This window comes from Bacillus sp. FSL W8-0645 (assembly GCF_038007905.1).
GTDB lineage: Bacteria > Bacillota > Bacilli > Bacillales > Bacillaceae > Bacillus > Bacillus pumilus.
In genome coordinates, this window is the sequence record NZ_JBBOYC010000001.1 from 1,991,680 (window position 1) to 2,017,509 (window position 25,830).

The 25,830-nt window shown below is 40.8% G+C and carries 31 protein-coding genes; 9 read left to right on the forward strand and 22 right to left on the reverse strand.

What is annotated here, in order from left to right:
* Positions 1-94: 94 nt before the first annotated feature.
* The 5 genes from NST39_RS09915 to cdaS all read right to left on the reverse strand — a co-directional run bounded on the left by NST39_RS09915 (position 95) and on the right by cdaS (position 5,971).
* Entirely contained in the window at positions 95-2,011 is a 1,917-nt protein-coding gene (locus NST39_RS09915; RefSeq protein WP_341028144.1) for a vWA domain-containing protein, read from the reverse strand.
* A gap of 11 nt (positions 2,012-2,022) precedes the next feature.
* Positions 2,023-2,901: an ATP-binding protein gene (locus NST39_RS09920; protein ID WP_003215912.1), complete on the reverse strand. Its 879-nt coding sequence runs from the start codon at positions 2,899-2,901 to the stop codon at positions 2,023-2,025.
* An 89-nt stretch (positions 2,902-2,990) separates the two neighbouring features.
* Positions 2,991-3,569 carry a superoxide dismutase family protein gene (locus NST39_RS09925; RefSeq protein WP_044141308.1) on the reverse strand — a complete coding sequence of 193 codons (579 nt, stop codon included), beginning with the start codon at positions 3,567-3,569 and terminating at the stop codon, positions 2,991-2,993.
* 75 nt (positions 3,570-3,644) lie between these two features.
* Complete coding sequence (locus NST39_RS09930; RefSeq protein WP_341028151.1) at positions 3,645-4,940, reverse strand: C40 family peptidase; 1,296 nt, start codon at positions 4,938-4,940, stop codon at positions 3,645-3,647.
* Positions 4,941-5,344: 404 nt separating this feature from the next.
* Positions 5,345-5,971, reverse strand: a complete 627-nt coding sequence (cdaS, locus tag NST39_RS09935) for a sporulation-specific diadenylate cyclase CdaS (protein ID WP_341028153.1) — start codon at positions 5,969-5,971, stop codon at positions 5,345-5,347.
* Positions 5,972-6,049: 78 nt separating this feature from the next.
* Here cdaS and NST39_RS09940 point away from each other — a divergent pair, with 78 nt between their 5' ends.
* Both NST39_RS09940 and NST39_RS09945 read left to right on the forward strand, forming a co-directional pair.
* Positions 6,050-6,175: a hypothetical protein gene (locus NST39_RS09940; protein WP_258395179.1), complete on the forward strand. Its 126-nt coding sequence runs from the start codon at positions 6,050-6,052 to the stop codon at positions 6,173-6,175.
* Positions 6,176-6,233: 58 nt separating this feature from the next.
* Positions 6,234-7,595, forward strand: a complete 1,362-nt coding sequence (locus NST39_RS09945) for an MATE family efflux transporter (RefSeq protein WP_341028155.1) — start codon at positions 6,234-6,236, stop codon at positions 7,593-7,595.
* A gap of 46 nt (positions 7,596-7,641) precedes the next feature.
* Here NST39_RS09945 and bshB2 read toward each other — a convergent pair whose 3' ends face one another.
* The 4 genes from bshB2 to rarD form a co-directional block, all read right to left on the reverse strand.
* A complete protein-coding gene (gene bshB2, locus NST39_RS09950; protein ID WP_012010261.1) occupies positions 7,642-8,307 on the reverse strand; it encodes a bacillithiol biosynthesis deacetylase BshB2 in 666 nt (221 codons plus the stop codon).
* Positions 8,308-8,325: 18 nt separating this feature from the next.
* Positions 8,326-8,676 (reverse strand): YojF family protein, encoded by a 351-nt coding sequence (locus NST39_RS09955; RefSeq protein ID WP_044141206.1) that lies wholly within the window; start codon positions 8,674-8,676, stop codon positions 8,326-8,328.
* A complete protein-coding gene (locus tag NST39_RS09960) occupies positions 8,673-8,951 on the reverse strand; it encodes a hypothetical protein (RefSeq protein WP_341028159.1) in 279 nt (92 codons plus the stop codon). Before NST39_RS09960 ends, NST39_RS09955 begins: the two co-directional genes overlap by 4 nt.
* A gap of 78 nt (positions 8,952-9,029) precedes the next feature.
* Complete coding sequence (gene rarD, locus NST39_RS09965) at positions 9,030-9,935, reverse strand: EamA family transporter RarD (RefSeq protein WP_080773006.1); 906 nt, start codon at positions 9,933-9,935, stop codon at positions 9,030-9,032.
* Positions 9,936-10,030: 95 nt separating this feature from the next.
* Between rarD and NST39_RS09970 the strand changes: the two genes are divergently transcribed.
* On the forward strand, positions 10,031-10,504 hold the full coding sequence (locus NST39_RS09970) for an Hsp20/alpha crystallin family protein (protein WP_003216069.1): 474 nt from the start codon (positions 10,031-10,033) through the stop codon (positions 10,502-10,504).
* Between the two features lie 39 nt (positions 10,505-10,543).
* On the opposite strand, the gene NST39_RS09975 is transcribed toward NST39_RS09970, so the two are convergent.
* Together NST39_RS09975 and NST39_RS09980 are read right to left on the reverse strand one after the other, a co-directional pair.
* On the reverse strand, positions 10,544-10,762 hold the full coding sequence (locus NST39_RS09975) for a hypothetical protein (RefSeq protein ID WP_003215921.1): 219 nt from the start codon (positions 10,760-10,762) through the stop codon (positions 10,544-10,546).
* 75 nt (positions 10,763-10,837) lie between these two features.
* A complete protein-coding gene (locus tag NST39_RS09980) occupies positions 10,838-11,170 on the reverse strand; it encodes a winged helix-turn-helix transcriptional regulator (protein WP_044141203.1) in 333 nt (110 codons plus the stop codon).
* A 139-nt stretch (positions 11,171-11,309) separates the two neighbouring features.
* On the opposite strand from NST39_RS09980, the gene NST39_RS09985 reads away from it, so the two are divergent.
* From NST39_RS09985 to NST39_RS09995, 3 genes are all read left to right on the forward strand, one after another.
* A complete protein-coding gene (locus NST39_RS09985; protein WP_058014891.1) occupies positions 11,310-11,927 on the forward strand; it encodes a nitroreductase family protein in 618 nt (205 codons plus the stop codon).
* Between the two features lie 237 nt (positions 11,928-12,164).
* Positions 12,165-12,368, forward strand: coding sequence for a DUF3311 domain-containing protein (locus NST39_RS09990; protein ID WP_044141201.1), 204 nt, complete (start codon positions 12,165-12,167; stop codon positions 12,366-12,368).
* Positions 12,368-13,861 carry a sodium:solute symporter family protein gene (locus tag NST39_RS09995; protein ID WP_341028162.1) on the forward strand — a complete coding sequence of 498 codons (1,494 nt, stop codon included), beginning with the start codon at positions 12,368-12,370 and terminating at the stop codon, positions 13,859-13,861. Before NST39_RS09990 ends, NST39_RS09995 begins: the two co-directional genes overlap by 1 nt.
* Positions 13,862-13,901: 40 nt before the next feature.
* Here NST39_RS09995 and NST39_RS10000 read toward each other — a convergent pair whose 3' ends face one another.
* A complete protein-coding gene (locus NST39_RS10000) occupies positions 13,902-15,287 on the reverse strand; it encodes a S41 family peptidase (protein ID WP_340911210.1) in 1,386 nt (461 codons plus the stop codon).
* A gap of 151 nt (positions 15,288-15,438) precedes the next feature.
* Here NST39_RS10000 and NST39_RS10005 point away from each other — a divergent pair, with 151 nt between their 5' ends.
* Together NST39_RS10005 and NST39_RS10010 are read left to right on the forward strand one after the other, a co-directional pair.
* Complete coding sequence (locus tag NST39_RS10005; RefSeq protein WP_341028163.1) at positions 15,439-16,137, forward strand: class I SAM-dependent methyltransferase; 699 nt, start codon at positions 15,439-15,441, stop codon at positions 16,135-16,137.
* 92 nt (positions 16,138-16,229) lie between these two features.
* A complete protein-coding gene (locus tag NST39_RS10010) occupies positions 16,230-16,481 on the forward strand; it encodes a hypothetical protein (RefSeq protein WP_341028165.1) in 252 nt (83 codons plus the stop codon).
* Between the two features lie 255 nt (positions 16,482-16,736).
* On the opposite strand, the gene NST39_RS10015 is transcribed toward NST39_RS10010, so the two are convergent.
* From NST39_RS10015 to NST39_RS10060, 10 genes are all read right to left on the reverse strand, one after another.
* The gene (locus tag NST39_RS10015; RefSeq protein ID WP_341028167.1) at positions 16,737-17,567 is read right to left on the reverse strand and encodes a M15 family metallopeptidase; all 831 of its coding nucleotides are present in this window, start codon (positions 17,565-17,567) and stop codon (positions 16,737-16,739) included.
* A 68-nt stretch (positions 17,568-17,635) separates the two neighbouring features.
* The gene (deoD, locus tag NST39_RS10020) at positions 17,636-18,331 is read right to left on the reverse strand and encodes a purine-nucleoside phosphorylase (protein WP_012010274.1); all 696 of its coding nucleotides are present in this window, start codon (positions 18,329-18,331) and stop codon (positions 17,636-17,638) included.
* A 112-nt stretch (positions 18,332-18,443) separates the two neighbouring features.
* A complete protein-coding gene (locus tag NST39_RS10025) occupies positions 18,444-18,761 on the reverse strand; it encodes a YodL domain-containing protein (RefSeq protein ID WP_044141196.1) in 318 nt (105 codons plus the stop codon).
* Between the two features lie 54 nt (positions 18,762-18,815).
* Positions 18,816-19,424 (reverse strand): phosphatase PAP2 family protein, encoded by a 609-nt coding sequence (locus NST39_RS10030; RefSeq protein WP_106065449.1) that lies wholly within the window; start codon positions 19,422-19,424, stop codon positions 18,816-18,818.
* Positions 19,425-19,474: 50 nt separating this feature from the next.
* Positions 19,475-19,645, reverse strand: a complete 171-nt coding sequence (locus NST39_RS10035; RefSeq protein WP_003216084.1) for a YozD family protein — start codon at positions 19,643-19,645, stop codon at positions 19,475-19,477.
* 250 nt (positions 19,646-19,895) lie between these two features.
* Positions 19,896-20,576: a hypothetical protein gene (locus NST39_RS10040; RefSeq protein WP_341028169.1), complete on the reverse strand. Its 681-nt coding sequence runs from the start codon at positions 20,574-20,576 to the stop codon at positions 19,896-19,898.
* Between the two features lie 144 nt (positions 20,577-20,720).
* The gene (locus NST39_RS10045) at positions 20,721-20,945 is read right to left on the reverse strand and encodes a YozE family protein (RefSeq protein WP_044141194.1); all 225 of its coding nucleotides are present in this window, start codon (positions 20,943-20,945) and stop codon (positions 20,721-20,723) included.
* Between the two features lie 79 nt (positions 20,946-21,024).
* Positions 21,025-21,306, reverse strand: coding sequence for a YokU family protein (locus NST39_RS10050; RefSeq protein WP_341028171.1), 282 nt, complete (start codon positions 21,304-21,306; stop codon positions 21,025-21,027).
* 2 nt (positions 21,307-21,308) lie between these two features.
* Positions 21,309-22,709 carry a lysine 2,3-aminomutase gene (ablA, locus tag NST39_RS10055; RefSeq protein WP_341028173.1) on the reverse strand — a complete coding sequence of 467 codons (1,401 nt, stop codon included), beginning with the start codon at positions 22,707-22,709 and terminating at the stop codon, positions 21,309-21,311.
* A 117-nt stretch (positions 22,710-22,826) separates the two neighbouring features.
* On the reverse strand, positions 22,827-24,203 hold the full coding sequence (locus tag NST39_RS10060; RefSeq protein ID WP_065098201.1) for a sigma-54 interaction domain-containing protein: 1,377 nt from the start codon (positions 24,201-24,203) through the stop codon (positions 22,827-22,829).
* A 243-nt stretch (positions 24,204-24,446) separates the two neighbouring features.
* Between NST39_RS10060 and NST39_RS10065 the strand changes: the two genes are divergently transcribed.
* The gene (locus NST39_RS10065; RefSeq protein WP_341028175.1) at positions 24,447-25,802 is read left to right on the forward strand and encodes an IS1182 family transposase; all 1,356 of its coding nucleotides are present in this window, start codon (positions 24,447-24,449) and stop codon (positions 25,800-25,802) included.
* Positions 25,803-25,830 lie beyond the last annotated feature (28 nt).

The window sequence follows — 25,830 nt, forward strand, 5'->3', positions numbered from 1 at the left end:
TCTACATTCTTTGTTCAATTAAAGATAAAAAATTCACAGAAAAACAAAAAATTTAAATCATTCCGAAAAATATTTTGAAGAAAGGGGCAAAACCTTATGCCCCAATGCTTTTATGCAGTAATTTCTTCAGTAATGGATATAAAACATCTGGCAATGTATCGACATCTGGTACAAAAATGCTGAACTTGCCATACATATCTTGAATGGTTTTCATCTGCGCTTCTTCGATCGGTGAATTGGATAAAAACACATTGATTACCTCAATGCCTTTTTTCCTCGCCTCAAGAACTGCTTCATGTGTATCGACGATCCCATTTTGTTCGTAGCTGAATGCAGCTGGCTCTCCGTCGGAAAAAACAATGAGAAACTTTTGCTCTTCTCTTCGTTTTAATATCATTTTTGTCATTTGGCGAATTGCATAGCCATCCCGGTTATCCTCTTCTGGTTCAAGAGACATAATGGAAGGACCTGCATCAAATAAAGAATCTTTGAACGACACGACTGTGTTGAAATAGTTCGGCTGACTTGTTTCTGATGCATCGTTTGTATCTTCCCAAAACCCCACAATTTGATGTGGGACTTGAACGGACTTTAAGGCTTCATGAAATAGAACAATGCCTTTTTTCGTCTCGTCCATCTTGTCAAACATGCTGGCAGAACAATCCACTAATAAAGTGAAAACAGCATCAATCTCCGAAGAAGGTGCCTGTTTTTTATAGAAAAGACGCGGATTCGACTCTGTAAAATAACGAATGAGCTTTTTACTCAGACGTCCTGCATGAAGATCTGTTTTTGGCCATGTTTTTTTATGTTCGAGCGTTTTTTGAATCATCTGTTTTAACCGTTTCTGATAAGGCTCAATCTCCTTGGCGTACTGCTTGTATACATCGATTTGTTCTGGCGCGGGAGGATCTGGTGACATCATGACTGGAAACGCATATTTGTTCTCTTTTCCATTCTCATGAGCATCCGCTCCGCTTTCCTCGCCTTCAGCCTCTTCCAGCGCCTCAAGCTTTGAATAATCTTTTCGGTGAGTCTGCTTGGCAGAGCCTTGGACAGTGCCAAGTGCTTGATCTCCGTCATCGCCTTCTCTTGCTGCATCCTTCCCTAGATCACTTTTCCCGCCGTGCTCTAAATCAAATTGAAGGAAGCTTTTTGACGGCGCTTCTGTTTCTCGATGCCACACTTCCATATACTCTTGGTGGATGTCTTCATCGCCCTCTTTTTCCCGGTCGACTTTGATGTCTTCACTTAATTTAGGTTTTCTTTTTAAGTCATGAAACAGCGGTTCTTTTGCCGCTTTTTCATAGTCCAATTCTGGGAAGAAAAAGTACGTATTCAGCATATCTTTATCAAGAAGCTCATCAAAGCCTTCCATTAATTCTTTGACGATGACCGCGATATCTCCGGTTGAACGCGCTTCATATACACGCTCAAGACTTGATTCAATAAATGGAATCATTGGGTTGATCCGCTCGTGAAGAGGCGGAATTTCTTCTAGCGGTGAATCCGCTGTCAGCTTCACATACATTGCACAATAGAGTGCATCCGTTAAAATGCTCCGCTCTTGGTTAATCGTTAATTGCGTCTTAAAATGACGCCGGTACAGTTCTCTTCTTCGTTTAAATACCTTTTTTGTTCCTGGGCGGTCTCGTTTAATCTGCTCTTCAATCCGGATATCTTCAAAGAGCATAAACAATTGTTTACACAGGCCAGGAATGGACATTGTATGAGCATAGCGAATGATTTCCTGAAAGACAGTCAGATCACTATAAACGGTTCCTACTGCACGGAGGAATACATCACTTTTCAGTCCGGCTGTCATGTCTTCTTGTTTACGGTCATCCCAAAAATGACTGATGAAAATTTTCTTTTCAAAAGGATCATAGTAGGACTGCACCCCGTATTCAAGCTCGACATCATCACTTTTTGCTAACGTTTTGGCTAAATCCGTTAATTCCATAAATAAAAATGAATCGATTCTGCTGTCATTAAATTTGATGAATTTCAAAACTCAGAACCTCACTCGAATAATGTTTGGGCAATATTTCTTACCGCTGCTTTTTCCCGGTCATCTTCTAGTTTTTCAACAATCCCTCGTTCAACTGCACGGAGTGGCGGGATGTATTGCGCAAGATCACATGTGTCTAGGAGTGCGCGAATGGATGCTGCTTCTTCACTTACCTGCCCGTTGTGCGCCTGTGTAATGAGGTCTGATGAGAGCTGCACGAATTGATCGATTAAACGTTCATCCTTTAATACAGATTGAGATTGCAGTACATCCTTTAAGATGCCGCCGCCGATATATGGAACGTCAATGACAACAAAACGGTTTTTTAACGCTTCATTTAGAGGCACTGTGCCGACATAGCCTTCGTTGATTGCCGCTATCACGCCAAAGCCTTCATCTGCTCGAACGACCTCTCCTGTAAATGGATTTGTCATCATTTTTCTGTAGTCGAGTACACCGTTTAAAATAGGCAGAGTTTCTGGCTTTGCCATGTTGATTTCATCAATATATAAAAGATGGCCTTTTTTCATTGCTTTCGTTACGGGTCCTTCAATAAATTCAATAGAAGCAACTTGACCATCATTGTGAATGGTTTTATAGCCAATCAAGCTTTCTGCATCAAGATCAACCGAGCAGTTCACACTGTGCATCGGCTGCTGAAAGAAAGCAGATAAAGTTTCTGCTAGTTTTGTTTTACCTGAACCGGTCGGCCCTTTTAAAAGAACGTTTTTGCCGAGTGCTAGTGCAATCATCGCATCTTGTATGATAGACGTGTCCTGTGATTCATAGCCGCCTGTTCCAATAAGCGGACGGAATTCTTCTTCTAGTCCTTTTGCTTTTGCTTCAATCATTGCTTGAATTTCTTCTGGGAGCGATTGTTCGTTAAACATGTATGATTAATTCCTCTCTTCGATCATTTTCCTCACCAAGTATACTAAAAAAACCTTTATGCACTCAATACATAAAGGCTAGACATCTGTTATTTTACCATTTCTTTTGTGATCGCTCCGCATGCGATGCGTTTCCCTGAGTTTCCAGAAGGGTTGCTTAAGTAATCATCTGCTTCTGCATGAATGATAAAGCTTCGCCCATTTTGATCGATTAATTGGTTTGGCCCTCCCTTTAACGTCACATCTGGTACATTCACGACAACATCAATTTGTCCATCTGCCCCAACTTCTAAATTAGGCATATCTCCAGCATGGTGGCCTTTTGGGTTATCAAAGCCATGCTCCCGGTGTGTTGGATTAAAGTGAGCCCCTGCCGTTTCAAAATCTGGCGCTTCACATCTTCCTGTTTCGTGAATATGGAAGCCATGAGGACCTGGCGGCAGATTTTTCGCTTTCACATGTAAATCCAGCCCGTTTTCTGAGGAGTCTCTTACTTCGATACTTCCTATTTTTTGGCCGTTTTCATTGATGAGTGACGTGGTAACTGGTGCTTGTTTAGGCGCTGCAACTTCAATGGTTTCTTCTGTCGTTTCTTTTTTCGGCGGTGCATGACATGCTGTTGCGACAAAGACCAGACACATCATGATCAACCACATTGACTTTTTCATATGACTGCCCCCTTTTGATATCAGTATGGACAACCTGATCAATAGGCAAACAAAAAAAGCCGAAAATCGGCTTTTTTAGAAGAAACGTTTTGCACCTAAGTAGGCTTTTTTCCAATATGAGTTGCTTAAGTTCGAGATCCCCACACCGCTGTCACTTGCATGAAGGAAATCTCCTCCGCCAAGGTATAGCCCCATATGAGATGGACCCGCTTTGTACGTTGTGAAATAAACAAAATCGCCAACTTGAGGTGTGCTCACAGGTTTCATCATACTCCAGTAGCCTGCTGTGCTTAATCTGGATACAGACGAAACTTTATTAATGAGGTAATAAACAAAGCCGCTGCAGTCAAATCCAGATGGTGTATTGCCGCCCCATCTGTAAGGAATGCCTGTCAGCTTTTTCCCTTCTTGGATCATCGTCGTGATTTTTGCATTCATCGGCACATCATTTTTGTTATTGTTGACCGGCGTTGTCGAACCGTTAGACGTAGAACCATTCGACCCTGAAGCTGCACTATTAATTTTGAGAACTTGTCCAATTCTAAGCACATCACTTTTTAAGCTGTTAGCTGTACGGATGGATTGAACCTGCACTTTAAATTGATTCGCAATTTTCCATAAAGAATCGCCTGATTTTACAGTATAAGATGTCGCTTTCCCGTTTGAAGGCGGGTTGCTTGGTTTAGCAGGTGCTTTCGGCTGACTTGGTTTTGATGCAGCCGTCCCTTTTACTTTCAATACTTGATTTGGATAAATCATATCAGATTTTATCCCATTCAATGTTTTGATTTCACCAATCGACATATTGAGCGAATTCGCAATTTTCCAGAGAGAATCCCCTAATTTGACCTTGTATGTACTTGATGATGAACTATTTGAGTTCGTTGTCTTATTGTTTGTGCTGGAATTTGAAGAGGAGTTTGATGACTGGCCCCCGCTTGTCTTCGTGCTTCCAGATACCTTTAGCTTTTGTCCAGGACGAATTAAGTCACTGTTTAAGCTGTTTAGACTTTTCAAACTTGCGACTGACATTTTATGATTTTTTGCAATGAGCCATAAAGAATCTCCAAGCTTTACAGTGTAGCTTGATGTCGTTGAAACATTTGATTTCGTTGCTTTTGATCCAGTTGACGAGCTAGATTTTTTGCTTTTTGCGCCAGGAATTTTCAAGCTTTGTCCTGCAAAAATCATCGTCGTTTTTAGTTGATTAAGAGATTGAAGCTCCGAAATACTTGTATTGTACTGTTCGGCAATCTTCCAAAGTGAGTCACCGCTTTTCACCTTGATCGTCTGTGCTTCTGCCGGTGCAGCAAACACAGCTGAGCCAGCGATCGCTGAAACTGTGAGGCCGGTTACTACTTTTTTCTTCATAGATGAATCTCCGCCTTTCATGATTTCATTCAATAAGACTTATGTACTAGTTTTAAGTTTGGCATTTAATGATTCTGCTTCTCTTGCACTATTTTATCTTTATTTCTATTATATTACTAGACATGTAGACGTTGGGCAATAACAAATAGGCTAAAGCAGTCAACTCAAAATGCTAAAACAAAGCCATATCGTTTCTATCGGCAGTTTGCTTTATTTATAAACATTTTTTAAGGAATTTTTAAGTTGACGTTTAGAAATTTGTCAAAACAAGCACACTGCTAGTTTCATAGTTCTATTCTACATGACAAATTTTTCTGTATCAAATGACTTTTTACTCAATTGCCTGTTTTTTCTCCTTGAATGAACAAAGCATTCTTCCGAATGAAGAATGCAGCGATTCATTTTTATTTCCTTATTTCAGGTTCTTTTACAGTGAGCGGATAAAGGATTCCTTCTTTCGCAAATGACATTTTTCCCGTTTCCTCTGAAACGACGAGAACAAGTGCATCGGTCATACCAGAGAGTCCGATCGCAGCCCTGTGTCTTGTCCCGAGAGAAGGACTGACTTTTTTTGAAGTAAGCGGCAGCACATTTGCCGCAGATACAAGTGTATTTTCTTTGACTAAAAGAGCACCATCATGAAGTGGATTTCCTGGGTAGAAAATACTTTCTATTAATGAAGCACTAATTTTCGCATGAAGATTTGTCCCTTTTTGAATAAAATCCTCGACCTCATCCCGCCTTTGAATCACAATCAGTGCCCCGTGCTTTTGTTTTGATAAATTCTCAATGGCTAACGAAAATTGCGCAAATCCAGGTGTGAATTCTTCCATATACGATTGCAAATAAAACGAGGAAGCCTCTGCATGCATTTCATTAAACTCATCATGTAATGATTCGAGATCACAAAGTAGACATTGCTCAATCTCATCAAGGGAATCGATAATGTCACTTGCCTCCTTCATGATTTTCATCAAGTGTGTTCTCATGCCCACTTTAAATTGGACTTCTTCATTCGTACGATTGATCATTGGACCTTTTCCCTCCTCCTTTTCGTTGTCATAAAATAACAAGTTATGCGCATTCTATTGTTATGGAGGTGACTTAATATGACCATTCAGAAAGTGATTCAATATGCTTGCAGCATTTTAGGTGTTGTCAGTCTTTCCTTTATTTATGCCCAAATGTTTAAAAAAACGAAGCCAACTAAGAAAAATAATCCGACAGAGAATTGATTTTTTTACATAGCATGATATAATCCTCTCGTTATTTCTGTTCAGAGAGGAACTTATGATGAGAGAAACAAATAGCATTCGAGCCAAGGTGACACTATTTTTAACCATTTTAATTCCGATTTTAATCACTCAAGCGGGTCTTTCGCTTATTACGTTTTTAGACACTGTGATGTCTGGAAAAGTGAGTGCAGAAGACCTTGCGGGTGTTGCGATCGGTTCAAGTATTTGGACACCCGTTTATACAGGGCTTGCTGGTATATTAATGGCCGTTACGCCAATTGTCGCTCAGCTGATGGGCGCAGGGCATAAAAAGGATGTTCCCAAGGCTGTCTTTCAGGCGCTTTATTTATCCTTTCTTTTAAGTATCTGTGTGATTGCTATTGGAACAATTAGCATCCCTTACGTATTAGGGGGACTTGGACTTGAGCAATCCGTAGAAGATATTGCGCGGCATTTCTTAAGTTTTCTTGCTTTTGGTATCATCCCGCTGTTTGGTTATTCGGTGCTCAGGTCATTTATTGATGCATTGGGGAAAACACGTGTAACGATGTTCATCACGTTAACAGCACTTCCTATTAACTTTGTTTTAAACTATGTATTTATTTTTGGGAATTTCGGCTTCCCAAAGCTTGGCGGCGCGGGAGCTGGTCTTGCTTCTGCGATGACATATTGGGCGATTTTCATCATGAGTATTTGTATTGTCATGAAAGCAGAACCATTTGCCTCATTTTGTTTGTTTCAAAAACTGCCTCGAATCAATATCTCCCGTATGGGACAAATACTGAAAATCGGTCTTCCTATAGGGTTTGCGATCTTTTTTGAAACGAGTATCTTTGCAGCAGTCACACTATTAATGGGTCACTTTGATACTGTGACGATTGCAAGTCACCAGGCTGCAATGAACTTTGCTTCTATCTTATATATTTTACCGCTCAGTATCTCGATGGCTTTAACGATTGTCGTTGGGTTTGAAGCCGGTGCCAAGCGTTATAAAGACGCGCAAAGCTATAGCTATATCGGAATTGGAACGGCGGTATTATTCTCCTTGTGTACGGCAGCACTCATTTTATTATTTAGACCAGAGATTGCTGGTTTATACACAGCTGAATCGGCTGTTTTACAAATGACACAGCACTTTTTGATTTATGCGATCTTTTTCCAGCTGTCAGATGCTATTGCTGCACCCATTCAAGGGGCACTGCGAGGCTATAAAGATGTGAACTATACGCTCATTGCCGCATTTGTTTCATACTGGGTGATCGGTCTTCCTTCCGGCTATCTGATTGGCACCTATACTTCATTTGGAGCATTTGGCTATTGGATTGGTCTCATTGCCGGACTTGCCGCAGGTGCCATTGTCCTCTTTATCCGTCTCAGATTGATGGAAAAACGATTGCTTCAGCAAGCGCCCAATCACTAAATACGACACAAAAAAAGCAGCTGATCAATGTCAGCTGCTTTTTTATTTAGTCATTCCATTGGTACGTCCAGAAAATTTCTTCATCGAACCATTTTTGAACAACAGGTTCTTTGTTTTTCAGCTTCTGTTCAAGCTCTCTCAGCATGCCTTCTGTTTGCGTTCTATGTGCTCTCAGTGCATTTAATTTGATATCTGCTACATCTGTAATGTCGATCGTAATGTCTGCATTACCCAGCACTTCTTCTCTATTTTTCGTAATGGCCATGCAGTATGTGACAGGACGGTCTTCTTTTTTCTTACGGTAAAGAGCGCGAATAACTGCTTCCCCTGTCGCATCATGATCAGGGTGTACACCGTGTCCAGGATAAAACGTCACAATCAGTGTAGGTTTGACTTCATCAATGATGGTTTCCATCACATCAGCTAAATACTCGTCGTCTTCAAATTCCAATGTTTTATCACGAAGTCCAAGCATACGTAAGTCTGTGATATCCATTTCTTTGCAGGCATTGATTAATTCCTGTTTTCTTAACTCAGGAAGTGTTTCGCGATTGGCATATGTTGGGCTTCCCATATTTCTGCCCATTTCCCCAAGTGTCCCGCATGCATACGTGACTGGGATGCCGCGTTTTCTGCTTTGTGCAATGAGACCTGCAACCCCAAACGATTCATCATCTGGGTGAGGCAGCATCACTAGTACATGTTCATTCATGACTCGTCACCCTTTCTTCTACACCTGAAATGGTGTTTCACTAATTTGTAATGAGATCGCTAGTTTCCCGTCTGGCAAGTGCCCTGCTAACAGCAGGCGGCCATGGTCATCAAACTCATAATCGGTTAATCCTTCTGCATAAATCCAGCCATCTTCTGTTTTCATTCCAACACGGTACGGACCTTGTCCTTTTATTTTCGCCTGTGAATAGACGACTTTCGCATTGCGGATATAGGCAACGACCGTCATATTTTGTTCATTTACATGAGCTGAATAAGAACCAGTGGTCGTTTCAAGATGAACGAAGACTGGACGATTTAAAAACGATTCAAGATGTGCTGTGACATCTTCCGTTTGAATTGGTTTCATGAGTGGTTCCTTCCTTCATTTTGAATTAATTCGCGCAGCTTTTTTGTATGTAAGCTGATCAGCTGCAGCTGATGATCATGCCGAAGCCCACTTTCTAATATTCTCTCTACAGCGAGTACATATTTTTGATGGAATGATTTTCTCGCCCTCGGATGAGTGCGCGCATCGCTTAAATCATCACATATTGCCTCGTGTAAAGAAGACATATCATCGACATCAAGCTGACGATTTTTCCATAAAGATTGATAAGCAGCTGTAAGCTCGGCTGATGACATGTAATCACCTCTACAGTTTTGGTAACAACTTATTATGACATGATCCGCCTTCAAAAAAAAGCAAACTGCTCGTAGGACTTAATGAGAATTCGCTGTTTTTTTCATGCGTAATTGAGAGGTCGTAAACAATAAAATCGCCACCCAGATACAAAGAAACGTCACGATTTTAGCTGAAGATAAATGCTCGTGATACACAAACAATCCCAAAAACAGCGTAATCGTTGGTGCAATGTATTGCAAAATGCCCACTTGATAAAGAGGAATTCTTTTTGCCCCTTCAGAGAATAAAAGAAGCGGCACCGCAGTAAAGACCCCTGCAAAGAATAAGAGACCAAGCGATCCGAAGCTGTTAGGATTCATTGTCACCACAGGTTCTTTTAAGAAGAACAATAAGTACACAAGAGCTGCCGGGGCTAGAAGCAGCGTTTCAATTGTCAAACCAATGGCACTCGTGAAGCTCATTCTTTTTTTAATCAATCCATAAAAACCGAAGCTAAAGGCAAGTAATATTGCAACGACAGGAAATGAACCGTACTGAATCGTAGAAAGAATCACCCCAGCGGCGGCAATTAGAATTGCAACGGTTTGTAATTTATTGAGCCGTTCTTTCAAGAAAATGATCCCTAGTAAAACAGAGACAAGCGGATTAATATAATACCCTAAACTAGCTTCTAGCATAAGATGATGGTTGACTGCCCAAATGTACACATACCAGTTAACCGATATTAAAATAGCAGATAATAGTAATGAAAAAAGTGCTTTACCATCGAGCATGAGACCCTTCACTGTCTGCATTGCCGGCCGGACTTGTTTTAAATACAGAAGAATACCGCACATAAAAACAAATGACCATAAAATTCTGTGCGCTAAAATTTCGCCTGACGAAATATGTTCCATCAGTTTCCAATATAACGGGAATAATCCCCACAATGTAAAAGATGCTGCCGTGTAGAGAACACCTTTTGATTGCTGTTGTTCGTTCAATCTAACCATTCCTTTCTAAACCTATCGTATATTATAGCACGCACTCAAGCGAATGGGCATATACTAATTCAGGGCATTTAGAAAGGATGATTTGCATGTTTGACTGGAACCGATTATTCCCTTTTCAAAAGCAATTTTCAAAAGAAGCCTTAAAGAATTCAGACCCTAAAGACGTCGAGCAGTACGTCAATCAAGTGATGGAAAGTGTATTCGGATCCAATTATCCTGCTCAGTTCCCTTTTCAGGACCCACTCTCTCAACATCAAAAAACGAGAGAAACAGACGTTAAAAAAGAAAAAGAACCCGAAGTGGAAGTGTTCGAAACCACTGATCACGTGTTCGTTAAGATTGAGCTTGCTCGGCCGAGCACAGAAAAAGTAAAAATCAAACATACAGCCAACCTGCTGTTTATTGATCATTTTCCTGAGGAAGGCACGCAGAAGAAAGTCGTCCTCCCTGCAGCTGTCAAAAGAAAAGGAACGAAGGCTTCGTATCAGGACGGTATTTTGGAGATTATGTTTTTAAAGCATGATGATCCGGGGATTTCTGAAATCGATATTCCATTATAAAAAGCCTGCTTTGATATAGAAGCAGGCTTACTCTTTTTCTTAATAGTATGGTGGATATCCTCCGCCATAAGGTGGTGGAACAGGCGGTGGTGGTGGTGGGTAATAGGGACGGGGATAATTAAAAATCGCACTTCCTAAAAATCCGCCAAGCAGTCCGCCGACTAAAGGAGCGCCAAAACCAAAAAACAAAGGGACTCTGGATTCATATGGCGGAATGCCAGGGGCGCCGCCTCGGAAATACGGAGTATGAGGGTACATGCATTTCTCCTCCTTTGTCATGTGCCTAAGATCAGCATATTCATCAGGAGTCAAAACGTTTGGGCAAACCTGAAACTAGGCTTGTTCCTTTTTTTCATGAGATTCTGTATATTCCCCTGCCCACCTAGATACCTCATGAAACACATCATTTAGCGCATTTCCTTTTTCAGTTAAACAATAAATGACCTTAACAGGCGTTTCAGGCAATACAGTTCGCTTTATAATCCCTTCTTGCTCAAGTTCCTTTAAACGCTCTGCGAGCATTTTTTGACTGATAGATGGGATAATGTCCGTCATGTCTTTGAATCGCTTTGGACCATCAAGCAATACATGAATTATGAGACCATTCCACCTTTTGCCTAGCAGTAAAAAAGCTTGCTGAATGTGTGGACATAATTGAAATTCCATAAATTTCAGCCTTTCTTTTCATGATTGTTTGACAAACTAACGGTATACAATTTAAAATATCTCTAGTTACAATAAGTAAGTTTCTCACTTTTTTAGTTATTGTACCATACTATTTGCAAAAACGGGAGGAAATATCCATATGGCGACTGATCAAAAAACGATTGACATTTTAAAACAAAGAGCTTCAGTAAAAGAGTATGATACAACTCATGAAATGACAAAAGAAGAGCTAACAGAGCTACTTGATATCACAACAAAAGCACCATCTGCGTGGAACCTTCAGCATTGGCATTTTACTGTTTTCCACAGTGCTGAATCCAAAGCGAAGTTACTTCCAATCGCTTATAACCAAAAGCAAATCTCACAAGCATCAGCTGTTATTGCTGTACTAGGTGATCTTGAAGCGAATCAAAATGGAGAAAAAATCTATGGTGAGCTGGCAGAACAAGGGTTCATTACTGAGGACATCAAAGAAACATTGATGACTCAAATCAATGGCGCATACCAAAGCGAGCAGTATGCACGTGAAGCTGCGTATTCAAATGCTTCATTAGCTGCTATGCAATTAATGATTGCTGCAAAAGCTATGGGCTATGATACATGTGCAATGGGTGGTTTCAGTAAAGAAGCCTTCATCAAAGAATTCAATGTAAGCGGCCGTTATGAGCCAGTCATGCTGATTTCAGTTGGTAAAGCAGCGAAAGAAGCTCATAAAAGCAATCGTTTCGACATCGAAGAAGTATCTGATTTTCTTTAAAAAATGGCAAGGCCTCAGCTTTCATGCTGGGGCTTTTTTTATTTGGTTTAAATATTATTTCTGCATATTTTCTTTTCGCTTTATCCCTTTTCACCTCCACTTTTTCTCCTTTTTAAGAATGAAAGCGTTATATTAGTATGCTATTCTTCAAAATGATTGTTTTTTCTGAAAATGGTCTTGTGATCTAATCTGACAACTGCTATTATTATGAAATTACAAAAAATTCAGGAGGAAATCATGAATAAAAAATTGATGCTCGCACTACTTATAGCGATTCCATTCATCGGACAGCTCGCACTGCTGCCCTTTGCGAATCGTATCCATCCATTTGTAATAGGCCTGCCTTTTTTCCACTTCTGGCTCTTACTATGGATTGTTCTCACACCAGTCTGTACATTCATCATTTACCGGATGCAACATTCAAATGGAGGAACTGACTAATGCAAGGAAATTTGACAGCTTTATTGATTACAGCAAGTATCATTTTCATCGTCGTGGTCATTGGATTTGCCGCTGGCCGTGATAAATCATCCAGACAGTCAGTAGAGGAATGGTCTGTCGGCGGGAGAAAATTTGGCGGGCTGCTCGTCTGGTTCCTCGTTGGTGCAGATTTATATACAGCTTATACCTTTTTAGGGCTCACTAGTACAGCCTATACAGCTGGAAGTGTCGCTTTTTTCGCTATCCCCTATTCAGTTCTAGCGTATTTTATTGCTTATTTCTTCTTACCAAAGCTATGGGCGGTGGCGAAAAATCACAATCTCACAACGCTCGCTGATTATGCACGTGAGCGCTTTGACAGCAAGCTGTTATCCAGTCTCATTGCAATTATTGGAGTACTTATGCTCATTCCTTATATTTGTCTTCAACTGAGCGGGATTCAAGATACGTTAACTGTCGCTGGAACTAGTTATATTAATGTGAATGCAGTTGTTATTATTTCATTTATTTTAGTCGCACTTTATACATTTTTCAGCGGGATTAAAGGCCCTACATATACAGCCATTATTAAGGATATTCTCGTTTGGGTCATCATGCTGTTTATGGTGGTTTCACTGCCAATCATTCATTTTAACGGCTGGACTCCGATGATGAATACGTTAGCTAAGGAAGCGCCACAGCTTCTGACAATTCCTGACGGGGGTCCTAAAGGCATTTTATGGTTCATTACCGCTTCAGGTGTTTCTGCCCTTGCTTTGTTTATGTGGGCACATGCGGCAACAGGCGTATTTACAGCAAAAAGTGCAGATGCTATCCGTAAAAACAGCATGTTTTTGCCTCTTTATAACATCGTATTGATTTTGGTCATCTTCCTTGGATTTATTGCCTTTTTGGTCTTACCAGAAGATACGAATCCAAGATTTGCACTTCTTCATTTAATTCAAACATCATATGGCGGCGTGATGCAGGGTCTTGCTTATTCAACGATTGCACTGGCTTCCCTTATTCCATGCTCGATCATGGCCATTGGTGCATCGAATTTATTTGCCAATAATTTATATCGTGACTTAATTCATCCGAATGTATCACCTAAAAGATTGACCATCATCACTCGTTCAATGGTGTTTATCGTGATCGGACTGGCTCTTCTATTCGGAATGCTCTTCCCAACAGCACTTGTGACGCTTCAGCTCATTGGTGTTTCAGGGATGGTTCAAATCTTCCCAGCCATTGCGATCAGCTTGTTCTGGAAAAAACAATCGAGAGAAGCAACGATTGCGGGGCTAGTTGTTGGCATCATTGTCACCTTTACAGCCAATATCTCACAAGTCACGTTCGGTCTTTATGAAGGTTTTCTTGGTTTACTAGCAAACGTTGTGGTCATCCTAATCTTAAATCCATTCTTCCAAAAGAAGGTCACATCCAATTCTGTCATGAATGATCTATTTGAAAAAGATCAAGACAAAACAGAAGCGATTGGAAACAACGCGTAAACATAGAAAGAGCAGTCCCCCTAAGAGGACTGCTCTTTCTTTATTTCATTTCTTTTTTCAAGACTTCAATCGCTTTTTTCATTTGAGTATCATTGTTCTTTAGCTTATTTTGGATCTTTGTCATCAGTACTGTCGTTGTATCTCCCGTCAGAATTCCGTCTGCTTTCAGATCGTTGTCTGTTTGGAAGCTTTTGACGATCGTCTGGAAGGCTTGATCGTACTCACCATTTGCTTTTGCTTTGTAGTCAAGCGCTTGAAACATTTTTTGAGCCGCTTTGACTTCATCTCCATTGTCATTCAACTGATACGTTTTTTTCGGGCTTAAGTATGGCAGCTTTGCATAACTTGGGAGCGATGCTTTAACCTGTGGTTCAATTCCTTTTTTGTGAATCCATGAACCATTCGGTGTCAGCCACTTGGCAATGGTTAATTTGACGCTAGAACCATCATTATAGCTTTGTGCATTTTGAACAGTTCCTTTACCAAATGTCTTTTCACCAATAATTTTGATACCTGAAGATTGGTGCAGAGCCGCCGCCATGATTTCTGCAGCGCTGGCTGAGCCACCATTTACAAGGACAACTGCCGGCTGATGAACTTTACGTTCTTTTTCAGCCTTGTACTCTTCTTTCTTCCCTTTTTCTTCAACTTGCATGATGACTTTCCCTTTATCGATAAAGTCATTACTCATTTCAATCGCTTCTGTCATAATGCCGCCTGGATTATCTCTCAGGTCAATGACAAACCCTTTTGCCCCTTTTTTCTCGAGGTCATCAATGGCTTTATCTAACTCTTTTGACGTTGTTTCAGCAAAGGACGTAATTTGAATTTCCCCTATTTTGTCTTTTGTGAGTTTTGCATACACTGTTTCAACTGGAATGGTGTCTCTTGTGATGGTCACATCAACATTTCCCACTCCTTGACGGTTAAGGTGCAGCTTGACATCCGTTCCTTTTTTCCCTCTGATGAGAGAGACTGCTTGATTGACCGACATGCCTTTTGTGCTTTTTCCATCCACCTTTAAAATACGATCATGAGGTTTCAACCCGGCTTTTTCAGCAGGAGAGCCTTTTATCGGTGCGACAATTAAAATTTGTCCATCCTTCTCTTCTACTTGTGCACCAATTCCTTCAAATGATGAAGAAATGGTGTTGTTAAATCCTTCGGCTTCCTCCTGATCCATATATGTAGAGTATGGATCATCAAGTGATGCGATCATTCCTTGAATCGCACCATCTACTAGTTTTTGATCATCCGTTTTTTCGTAATACTCATCTTTTACTTTCGTATACGCAGCCATGAGTTTACTAAACTTCTCATCTCCTGAGACATTGACAGTCCCTTGTTTTGTGATCACAAATGTAATCGCTGAGGACAGTGCCGCTGTCACCAAAATAGCGATGACGATCTTAAATTGTTTTTTCAAAAAAACACCACCTTTATCTCCTTTCATTATTATCAAGGACGATGCATCATCCGTCAACCAAAGGATCGAAGTTCTCTTTGAAAAGATAAGCCATTTGACCTTACATTGCATAATCTTTAAAGAGGAACTTGATAAGGAAAGAAGGGATTTTATGAGTGATTATGTAGAAATGCTTGCCTATTTTGGCGTATCTAGTGCCCATCCTGGTGGAATTGAGTTAACAAAAACGATGCTTGGGCATATAAAATTGACGCCGGATGCGCGCATACTGGATGCGGGATGCGGGACAGGACAAACGGCGGCATATTTAGGCAATATCGGTTATCAGGTGGAGGCGATTGATACACACCCTTTGATGATTGAAAAGGCCAATTTGCGATTTGAGCGAGAAGAACTGCCGATCCGCGCATTGCAAGCATCGATTGAACAGTTGCCATTTCCAGATGAAGCGTTTACTCTTCTGATCAGTGAATCTGTTTTGAGCTTCACCAACCTTCCTGTTGCACTTGCTGAGGTCAAACGCGTGCTTGCCCCTGGAAGTCAACTGATTGCAAATGAAGCAGTATTAAAAGCTCCCCTTACACAGAAGGAGCTTGCCGCCGTTCGAGATTTTTACGGGTTTCACGCACTCTTTTCACTTGAAGAATGGAAGGAGCAGCTAAAAGCAGCAGGATTTCATGACGTTCGCATTCTCTCATTTGATGAACACATGGTACAAGAGGAGCCGACAGAAATGGAATTATCTGAATATATCCCACCTTCTCTTTACGAAACGATGCAAACACACTACGATCTGATTCAAGCGCACCGAAAGCAGCTAAGCCACATTCTATTTGAATGTACCGTATAAAATGAGCGAATCTCCTATATGTTTTGTCCAAACTCTATGAGGTCTCTCGCATAGGATAAGAGTGAATAGAGTTTGTCATAAGGAGGAAAAATATGGAGCGCTATCAAAAGCTTTGTCAGCAGCATATGGGGAAAGTCGCTAGAATCACAGATCATAATGGCAGAGTACATGTCGGACGCATTGAGCGGGTGACAAACCGCAAAGTGTATATTCGTCCAGTCGGCGGTTCTCGCGGCGGCTTTGGCTTTGGTTATTACGGAGGGTATTACGGCTGGGGTGCCGCTTATGGCATCGGGCTTGGTTTCATTACAGGTTTCGCATTAGCAGGATTGTTCTTTTTTTAAAAGAAGAATAAAGAAGGCCCCCCGAATAGCTGGGAGGCCTTTCAGCGTGTAGACAAACCCTCGCATTCGGTGTCAGTCCTGCGCGCTGGTGCTCACGAATGACAAATTCGCTCCGCGCCAGTGCTCGTCCTTCCTAGACTGCAAAGGTTTTCTATCACGCTGAAAAAGAAGACAAAGGGCTAAAATAAAAATCATTTTAGCCCTTTGTCAACAATCTGGAAGGCCCCCGAATAGCTGGGAGGCCTTTTACTTTGATTAAATTTTCTTCACTTTGTTCATGTACTCTTCAAATGTTAAATCGTGATCATGCATCGCTTTTGCTGCTTCTTTTCCAACATAGCGCAGATGCCACGGTTCATATTCATATTTTGTAATGTCTTCTTTTCCTTTTGGATAACGAATGATAAAACCATATTTATAGGCGTTTTTAGCCACCCATTTGCCATCAGGTGTTTCACCAAACTTTTCAGAGATGTCAAAACCGGCACTTTTTGAGGAAATGTCCATTGCAAGGCCTGTTTGGTGCTCACTTTCGCCTGGTAAAGCTACTGCTTCTTGCGCTTTGTCTTTGCCTTTTAACTTGACTTCACTATCAAAAATGACCTTTTGACGGTCATAGGAGCGATAGCCAGATACGGCAGCCAGCTCGAAGTTTTTCTTTTTCGCATCTTTGAATAATGTCTCAAGTGCTTCCGCTGCTTCTTTACGAATATATCGTTTTTCAATATTCTCTGAAAAAGAGAATTCTACTTTTGGTACAACGAGATCAGAAGGTTTATAGGTTCCTGGTAATGCGTATTCTTTGTTGACAAGTGCTAGCACGTTTGCAGGATTTTGAATGGTTTTCAGCCCGCTTACCACTTTGATGTCATTGAAATATTCACTCTTTAACGTCAGCTCTTGATCCGATGAATCTGCTGTATTGTTTGAGTTTTGCTGGGTAGATGAATTTGCTGCGCTCTTTTGTTCGTTTGTTTTGTTCGATTCAGATGTACCGCTTTTTTGATCCAGCAACTGGCAGCCCGATAGTGCGGCTGTCAAACCAAGAATCGATGCGATTGAGAGTATTTTATAGCTTTTCTTCATGACATACCTTCCTTTTGCTCTTCTAAAAAAATAAAGATGCGCTACATCGTAGCACACCCTTTATACTATTATAAAACGGAGTCTAGCGCAATTAAGATCATTTCGTCAAATGTCGTTTGACGCTCTTCAGCCGTTGTTTCTTCTCCTGTGAGAACATGATCACTCACTGTCAGAATGGATAACGCTTTTCGATCAAATTTTGCTGCAAGCGAATATAGAGCGGTTGTTTCCATTTCAATTGCTAGAATTCCGTATTGAGCCATGAGCTCAAGTGGTTTTTCATTGTAAAATTGGTCTGCTGTAAATACATTACCGACACGTACAGCGACATTTTTTGCTTCTGCTGTGTCGTATGCTTTCTTAAGCAGTCCAAAATCAGCGCAAGGTGCGTAATCAATCGGTCCAAACGCCACACGATTCATTTGTGAATCTGTTGAAGATGTCTGAGCTAAAATGACATCACGTACGTTGACATCCCTTTTGATAGCCCCGCAAGATCCGACGCGGATTAAGTTTTGAACATCATAGCTTTGAATGAGTTCATTCACATAAATCGAAATAGAAGGTACGCCCATTCCGGTCCCTTGTACAGAAACGCGCTTTCCTTTGTAGGTCCCAGTATAACCATACATTCCGCGCACTTCGTTATAGCATTCGACATCTTCTAAATATGTATCTGCAATATATTTCGCACGAAGCGGATCGCCTGGCAGCAATACCGTTTCTGCAATTTGTCCTTTTTCTGCTCCAATATGTACACTCATTTTTTTAGCCTCCACTTACGTTTACTATGTGATTTGTCCTATTTAGTATAAACGATTGAGCCCAAAAAAGAAAATACCAGCTGAAGCTCAAGCTGGCATCGAAAATCTCTATTTAACTCATCGTCAACAGTCGCTCACTGCGTTTCCATCCTGCCGGAAAAAGCTGATAATAGCACTTTCCTTTTTTCTTATCATCAATCACAACAATATCGCCTGTTGTCATAAACCGTGCATTGTAATCACTAGGGACTGTATCATGTACATTAAATGTCGAGAATGCTTTTTCCAGAACATCCAGGTGTGTTCTGCCGCCAATCTTTGTCCGGTACACAGGCTGATGCCCGCTTGCAGCGCCATATTCAGGTGTCTGATAAATGGTTAAGTGAAATGCTGAAGGTTTCTTTTGAAAAAATCTCAACGTCAATTGCATTCAAATCCCTCCCCTTTTATATAAAATTGGCTGGGATCTGTCAATTTCCTTCTTCTATTTTTGTCGAATGACAGACAATTTTCCGTCAATCTTTTTACAAATGAGAAATAAAGCAAGTCCTATCGCAAAACCGCCTGCAACATCTGTCAAAAAATGAACGCCGATATACATTCTGCTGATCCCAATCATAAGAACACAGATCCCTGTGATCAAGTAGACGATTTTTTGTCTTTCTTTCAGCCATGGAATCAGTTCAACGAATAGATAAGCTATAAATGGATAGATTGTGGCTGCATTCATCGAATGTCCGCTCGGAAAGCTGTAATACGTTTCATTGACAAGATGATCAAAGGCCGGGCGTTCTCTAGCAAACAGCCCCTTTAGTTCATGATTGATGGTTTTTTCTGTGAGATATAATAGAAAAAGCATCATGATAGAGTAATAGCGCTTATACATGAATAGGACGACACTAAAAATGAGCATGATGGGCACGAGAAGCGCACTAATGCCAAAGTCCGTCAAAGTCAGCATGACATCATTTAAAAAAGGGAGTCTGATGCTCTCAAACCATAAGATGATCTGGTTGTCCAATGCTTGACCCGCTCCAGATACCATGAGCGCAGCTATGGCGCCAAATAAAATCAAAAGAAATAGGATATACACGCGAAAGATTCTCCTCCCTCTCTCTTCAGAATCTCTTCAAAGTATAGTGCCTACCACGCCTCTTCTTCAACTATCATTGTTTTTTTCAGCATATATTCAAACGTAATGTCAGCCAGCTCAAACGTTTCCAGCTCAGCAGGTATGTACCCTCTTTTGACCAGCTCCATGTAGAAGAATTCCGCAATTTCCTCTGTATCGATCACCAAATCTGCTTCTTTCATGACATTCCGCCTCCTTTTTTATGATGTATGAACGACGCCTGTTTTTTATTACAGTTTGTCATAATGGCTCATTCCATACATATAAATGCAATAAACAAAAAGAAAAGGGGTTTGAGGCAATGAAATGGTTCAGCATATTAGATGGAGAAACGTTTGATCAGGTGATGGGCCGTATCTTGAGGGGATGGTTTTATGTGATTGTTTTTTTCTGTGTGCCTTATTTTTTATTCGTGTTAGGACAAGTCTTTCTTTAACCAAAATGCTCGTGTAAACTTTCCAATATAAAATCCATCATGTCCTTGTATTCTGGATCTTCGAAAAATTCGTAGAGAATTTTATAGTCATTATAAATATCAAGAAGCTCATCCACTATAGATACAGCGAGAAATTCTAGTGATGCTTCGCTTTCTTGTTTCTCTTCTAATTGTAATAGAGCCGTTTGCACCATATCTTCTTCCATTTCTTTTGAGGTTTCTCCGACGTAATGCACAAAAAGAAGCTGATGCACGAACTGGTCCATCTCATATTTCCTCAGGACAAGCGTTAAGTCTTCCTCTTCTGTTTCCAGCCACTCTCCGTCCTTTAGCCTTGTGAGTTCGTAAATGACATCTTCCCAGCCATCATCAAGGTATCGCCATATTTCAGTCCGATGACCAATAATTTTAAATAGCTCTTTTCCGTAATCTTTTACATATACAACATCGCCAATGAGGAACTCATATTCAATGTCCAGCTTTTCTGTATCCACAATCACCCCTTCGTACTCATCGTAAAGCTGAAGTGATGTTTCAAAATAAAGCACCTCATTATGATTGACCTCATACAAATAGTGCTGGTCAATTTGATGGACTTTTGTAATCGTTCCGACTGTGCCGTACATGACAACGACGACAATATCCCCTACTTGATATTTTGGTGCTTTCGCCTTCATTCTGTCTCCCCCTTGCCCGACTTTTGGTCTTAACGTATCGTATGCCGGCGCAAGGAATTCTGCATGGGCAACCACACCATGCAAAACGCCATTTTATTTCTCATCAAAAAACCGCTTCTCCCATCTGGAAAAAGCGGTTGTGTGTTATTTTTTTTTGACTTCTACATCATATTGCTCAAACGCTTCGTCAAATGTTGTCATTGAGCTTAAATAATCGCCGTTTAATTCTAAATAGGCACACAGCTCATGATAATCAGTGGACGCTTTCGGGAAGCTGTGATCCTCATAAGCAGCATTTGCAAAATGGCTGATTTCATCTTTCGGTTTTGGATGTCTGTACTTCATTAAATAATGGTAAAACGACTTCACCTGTTTTTCCCTCCGCGACACTCTATTTTGTTGTTATATTATACAGCAATTTGATGACTTGTATAGGCGGAGGTACAACTTATGATGAAAAGTCAAAGTAATTTCGCTTTAATAACCGCTCCATGTTCATTAATTCTTCGTATGAAATTTTTTCTGGAAGTTTTGTCTGATCCACTAAAATTAATTGATCCTCTATCTCTTTGACCGTCTCATCCTTTTGATATGTCATACCGCAGTGCATGCAGGAAATGGACGGTGTTTCGATGATTTCAATGGATTGTGTGCCAGTGATCAGTTCCCAATAGACGGTTGTCTGCTCTGCGTTTGCTTTATTTTCTTCACACCAATCACATGTCAGCAAGGTTATTTCTCCTCCTTTACAGTTTGATCTTTTTTGAGCTGCGCTTGATATTTTTTCTCTTTTAATTCATCTCGTTTTTCACGTTTGTTTTTGAGTGTGTCATGCACAGGATTTGTCTCATATGCTTCTCTTCGTTTCATCCGGCTTAAATTCTCTGGCGTAAACGATTTCGCTTCATCCTCAAAAAGTGCGGTAATACCAATTGCGGGATCTTGTTTCTCTTCATAAATTTCATTAAAATACGCATCTGCCTGGCCTGCGACGTAATGCTCTGGTTCAGGGTAAGAGGTGATGACACCTTCAAAGTTACGAAGAACGACTTTGTCAGGGCTTTGCGATAATAAATAATTTGGCTGCAGGGCGATCTTTCCTCCGCCTCCTGGTGCATCCACAACAAAGCTTGGCACGGCATAGCCGCTCGTATGCCCTCTTAAGCCTTCAATGATCTCAAGGCCTTTTGATACTGGTGTTCTAAAGTGGCCAATTCCTTCAGATAAATCACACTGATAAATATAATAAGGTCTGACCCGTATCATCACGAGATCGTGCATCAGCTTCTTCATAATCGGCACACTGTCGTTAATACCTGCGAGGATGACGGCCTGATTACCAACAGGAACGCCGGCATTTACAAGTCGTTCGCACGCTTCTTTTGCTTCTTTCGTAATTTCAATGCTTGTATTGAAATGGGTATTCAGCCAAACCGGATGATATTTTTTCAAAATTTCGCACAGCTCATCTGTAATGCGCTGCGGAAAGACGACCGGCGCGCGTGTGCCTATGCGAATGATTTCAACATGCGGAATGTCTCGTAAGTTTTTCAAAATGTATTCAAGCACTTGATCATTGATTAAGAGTCCATCTCCGCCGGAAATTAACACATCCCGCACCTCAGGTGTTTCTCTAATATATCCAATGGCAGCATCTAACTGCTTTTTTGGCACGCCCATACCGATCTGGCCGGAAAAACGTCTTCTCGTACAATAGCGGCAATACATGGAGCACTGATTTGTTACAAGAAAGAGCACACGATCTGGGTACCGATGCGTTAACCCCGGGACAGGTGAGTCTTCATCTTCATGCAGTGGGTCTTCCAGGTCATATTTTGTTTTATGAAGCTCCTCTGCAATTGGCACAGATTGCATACGTACTGGACATCTTGGATCGTCTGGATTCATCAATGAGGCATAGTAGGGTGTAATGTTGAGTGGAATGGTTTTGGTGGAGATCTTCACCCCTTCTCTTTCCTCTTCTGTTAAGTTTACGATTTTTTCTAAATCATCAAGCGTCTTAACGGTATGCGTCAACTGCCAAATCCAGTCGTTCCACTTTTCCTCAGGGACATCTTTCCAAAGCTCAATGTCCTTCCAATGACGCGCCGGTTCATATAGTTTTTGATTCATATCCATTCCCCCTATCAGCATTCACCTTATACTATGCAAGTTATGTGCCAACATGGGGAAATGCCCCTATTCTTTATAAAAGGAGCTTTACCCGTGGTATTCAATGGATGGTGATGCCTATATTTCGGCATCTGCATATTTCTTCAGTTTATATTGCAGTGTTTGTCGAGGGATTTTTAAAGCGGCAGCGGTTTTTTTAATATTGCCATGATGCTTGTTTAAAGCTTCTTGAATAAGTGTTTGTTCAAATGAAGAAACCTGACTTTTTAAGGAGGCATCGAGTGTTTCTTCCTCAAGATTCTGCGTACGTAAATGAGCAGGAAGGTATGAAGGTGTGATGTCTTCCGCTTCCTTTGGCATCATCAATACGGCATGCTCAATGGTATGTTTTAATTCTCGAACGTTTCCTGGCCAGTGGTGAGCCATAAACAATTGCTTTGTTTCTTCAGAAAGGCGTTTGACGTTTTTTGAAAACTGCTGATGATAGGTTTGAATGAAATGGCGGGAAAGCAGCGGGATGTCTTGCTTTCTCTCACGAAGTGGCGGGATATGAAAAGATGACACATGCAGTCTATAAAATAAGTCTTCTCTTAATATTTGCTTTTTCACCGCTTCAAATGGGTCCATATTGAGTGCCGTAATGAGTCTTACATCTACTTGAATCGCTTTTGCATCCCCAATGCGACGCACCACGCCATCTTCTAACACACGTAATAATTTCGTCTGCAACGTGATCGGCATCGCTTGCAGCTCATCAAGAAAAAGCGTGCCTCCATCAGCCAATTCAAAGAGCCCCTTGCGATCAATTGCGCCTGTATAGCTCCCTTTGACAGATCCGAATAATAGGCTCTCAAGTAGCGATTCTGGGAGTGCTGCACAGTTTTGCGGAATGAACACTTTGTTTTTCCGGTCAGATTCATGAACGATGGCTTGAACGAGCACTTCTTTCCCTGTCCCTGTTTCCCCGTAGACAACAACTGATGACGGATAAGCAGCAGCTTTTTTTGCCTTTTCAAGCATTTCTTTTAAGAGTGGATCATTTGTTAAAAATGAAGAAAAATCATGCATTTGTTCAGCCCCAGCCGCATCGTGTATTCGTTTTTTTTGATCTAAACGATTAGAAAGGGCTGACAGCTTCGATACATCTTTTGCGACTTCGACCGCACCTATTAACTGACTGTCTTCAATAATAGGCAATGTCGTGTTGACGGTCTCAATTCTTTCGCCGTTTTTATTCAAATAGGTTTGCAGTGAATGATAAATGGGCTTCCCTGTTCTCAAAACATGCATGAGTGTACTTGTTTTTTCTGTTAAAGAGGGATACACATCAAGGATGTACTTGCCAATCACCTCTTCTTTTTGTAAACAGTCAAACTTAGCGGCATTATGATTGTAAAAGATCGTCATTCCTTGATCATCTACAACATGGATGGCTTCATCAATGGCTTCTAAAATTAATTCAAACCAGTCCGCTCTTTCGACAACCTTCCCCATTCTTTCCCCCTCACTTTCAGTGCCGAAAAACCGGCATCTATTGCCGGATTTTCAGCGGCTTGATCATCTTCATCACACGTTCTCCTGTCCTTTCATGTTTCGCTTTTTCCTTGCAACTTCCTGCTTTTTTTGTCAATAGCGTCAAAAAAGCACACCTCTTATGAGGAGTGCTCAGCTTGTAGACAAAGTCTACAAGCTTTTTTGTATAATAAGGGTAATAACACAATTCTGTGGGGGATGAACATGTTATCGAAACGTGAAGAAGAAAGACGAAACCAATTAGAAGTAGTGGCTTTAGATGAATTAGTGCCTGAAGATCATCTTGTGCGAAAAATTGATCAAGCGATTGATTTTGACTTCGTTTATGATCTTGTCAAAGATCATTATAGTTCTGACAATGGTAGACCAAGTGTTGATCCTGTTGTTCTCATTAAAATGGTCTTAATTCAATATCTATTTGGCATTCGCTCCATGCGTCAAACCATTAAAGAAATCGAAACCAATGTGGCTTATCGTTGGTTTATTGGGTATGGGTTTTCCGAGAAAATTCCGCACTTTTCTACCTTCGGTAAAAACTATGTGAGACGCTTCCACGATACAGATTTATTTGAACAAATTTTTTATCGAATCTTAAGAGAAGCGATGAAAAAAGGGCTCGTTGACCCTTCTATCGCCTTCATTGATTCAACTCATGTAAAAGCGAACGCTAATAAGAAAAAACTTGAAAAGAAAATCGTTCGAGTAGAGACGAGAAGTTATCAAAATCAGCTTCATGAGGAGATCAATATTGATCGTGAAGAACATGGAAAAAAGCCTTTACCCCTACAGAATAAAGAAGAAACAAAAGAAATCAAGATCAGTACGACTGACCCAGAGAGTGGCTATTATGTAAAGGATGAACGTGAAAAATCATTTGCTTATTCATTTCATACAGCTTGTGATTCAAAAGGATTTATTTTAGGATCACTGGTCACAGGTGGAAATGTTCATGATAGTCGTATGTTGGATTCACTTGTATCAAAGGTGACAGAGAAAGTCGGAAAACCAAATGTAGTCGCAGTAGATGCTGGATATAAAACACCTTACATTGCTAAGTTTTTAATGGATCAAGAGATAAGACCTGTCATGCCTTACACTCGTCCGAGAACAAAAGCTGGTTACTTGAAAAAGAATGAATATGTGTATGACGCACATTTTGATTGTTACATTTGCCCAAACGGGCAAATCCTCTCTTATCGTACAACGACTAGAGAGGGTTATAAACAATATGCGTCCGTTTCAGAGGTATGTAAGTCCTGCTCGTTGTTAGAGAACTGTACACAAAGTCAAAATCACACCAAACAGATTCACCGACATATTTGGCAGGACTACCTAGATGAAGCAGACCATCTAAGACACACTCAAATGAATAAAAACATCTATGCAAAACGGAAAGAAACAATTGAACGCGTTTTTGCGGATGCAAAAGAAAAGCATGGTATGCGTTGGACGAAACTTCGTGGACTAAAAAAAGTTTCAATGCAAGCGATGCTTACTTTCGCTGCCATGAATCTTAAAAAATTAGCAAACTGGACATGGAAAGAACCATGTCCAGCCTAAGACAACAGATAAATTTTATCAAAATCAG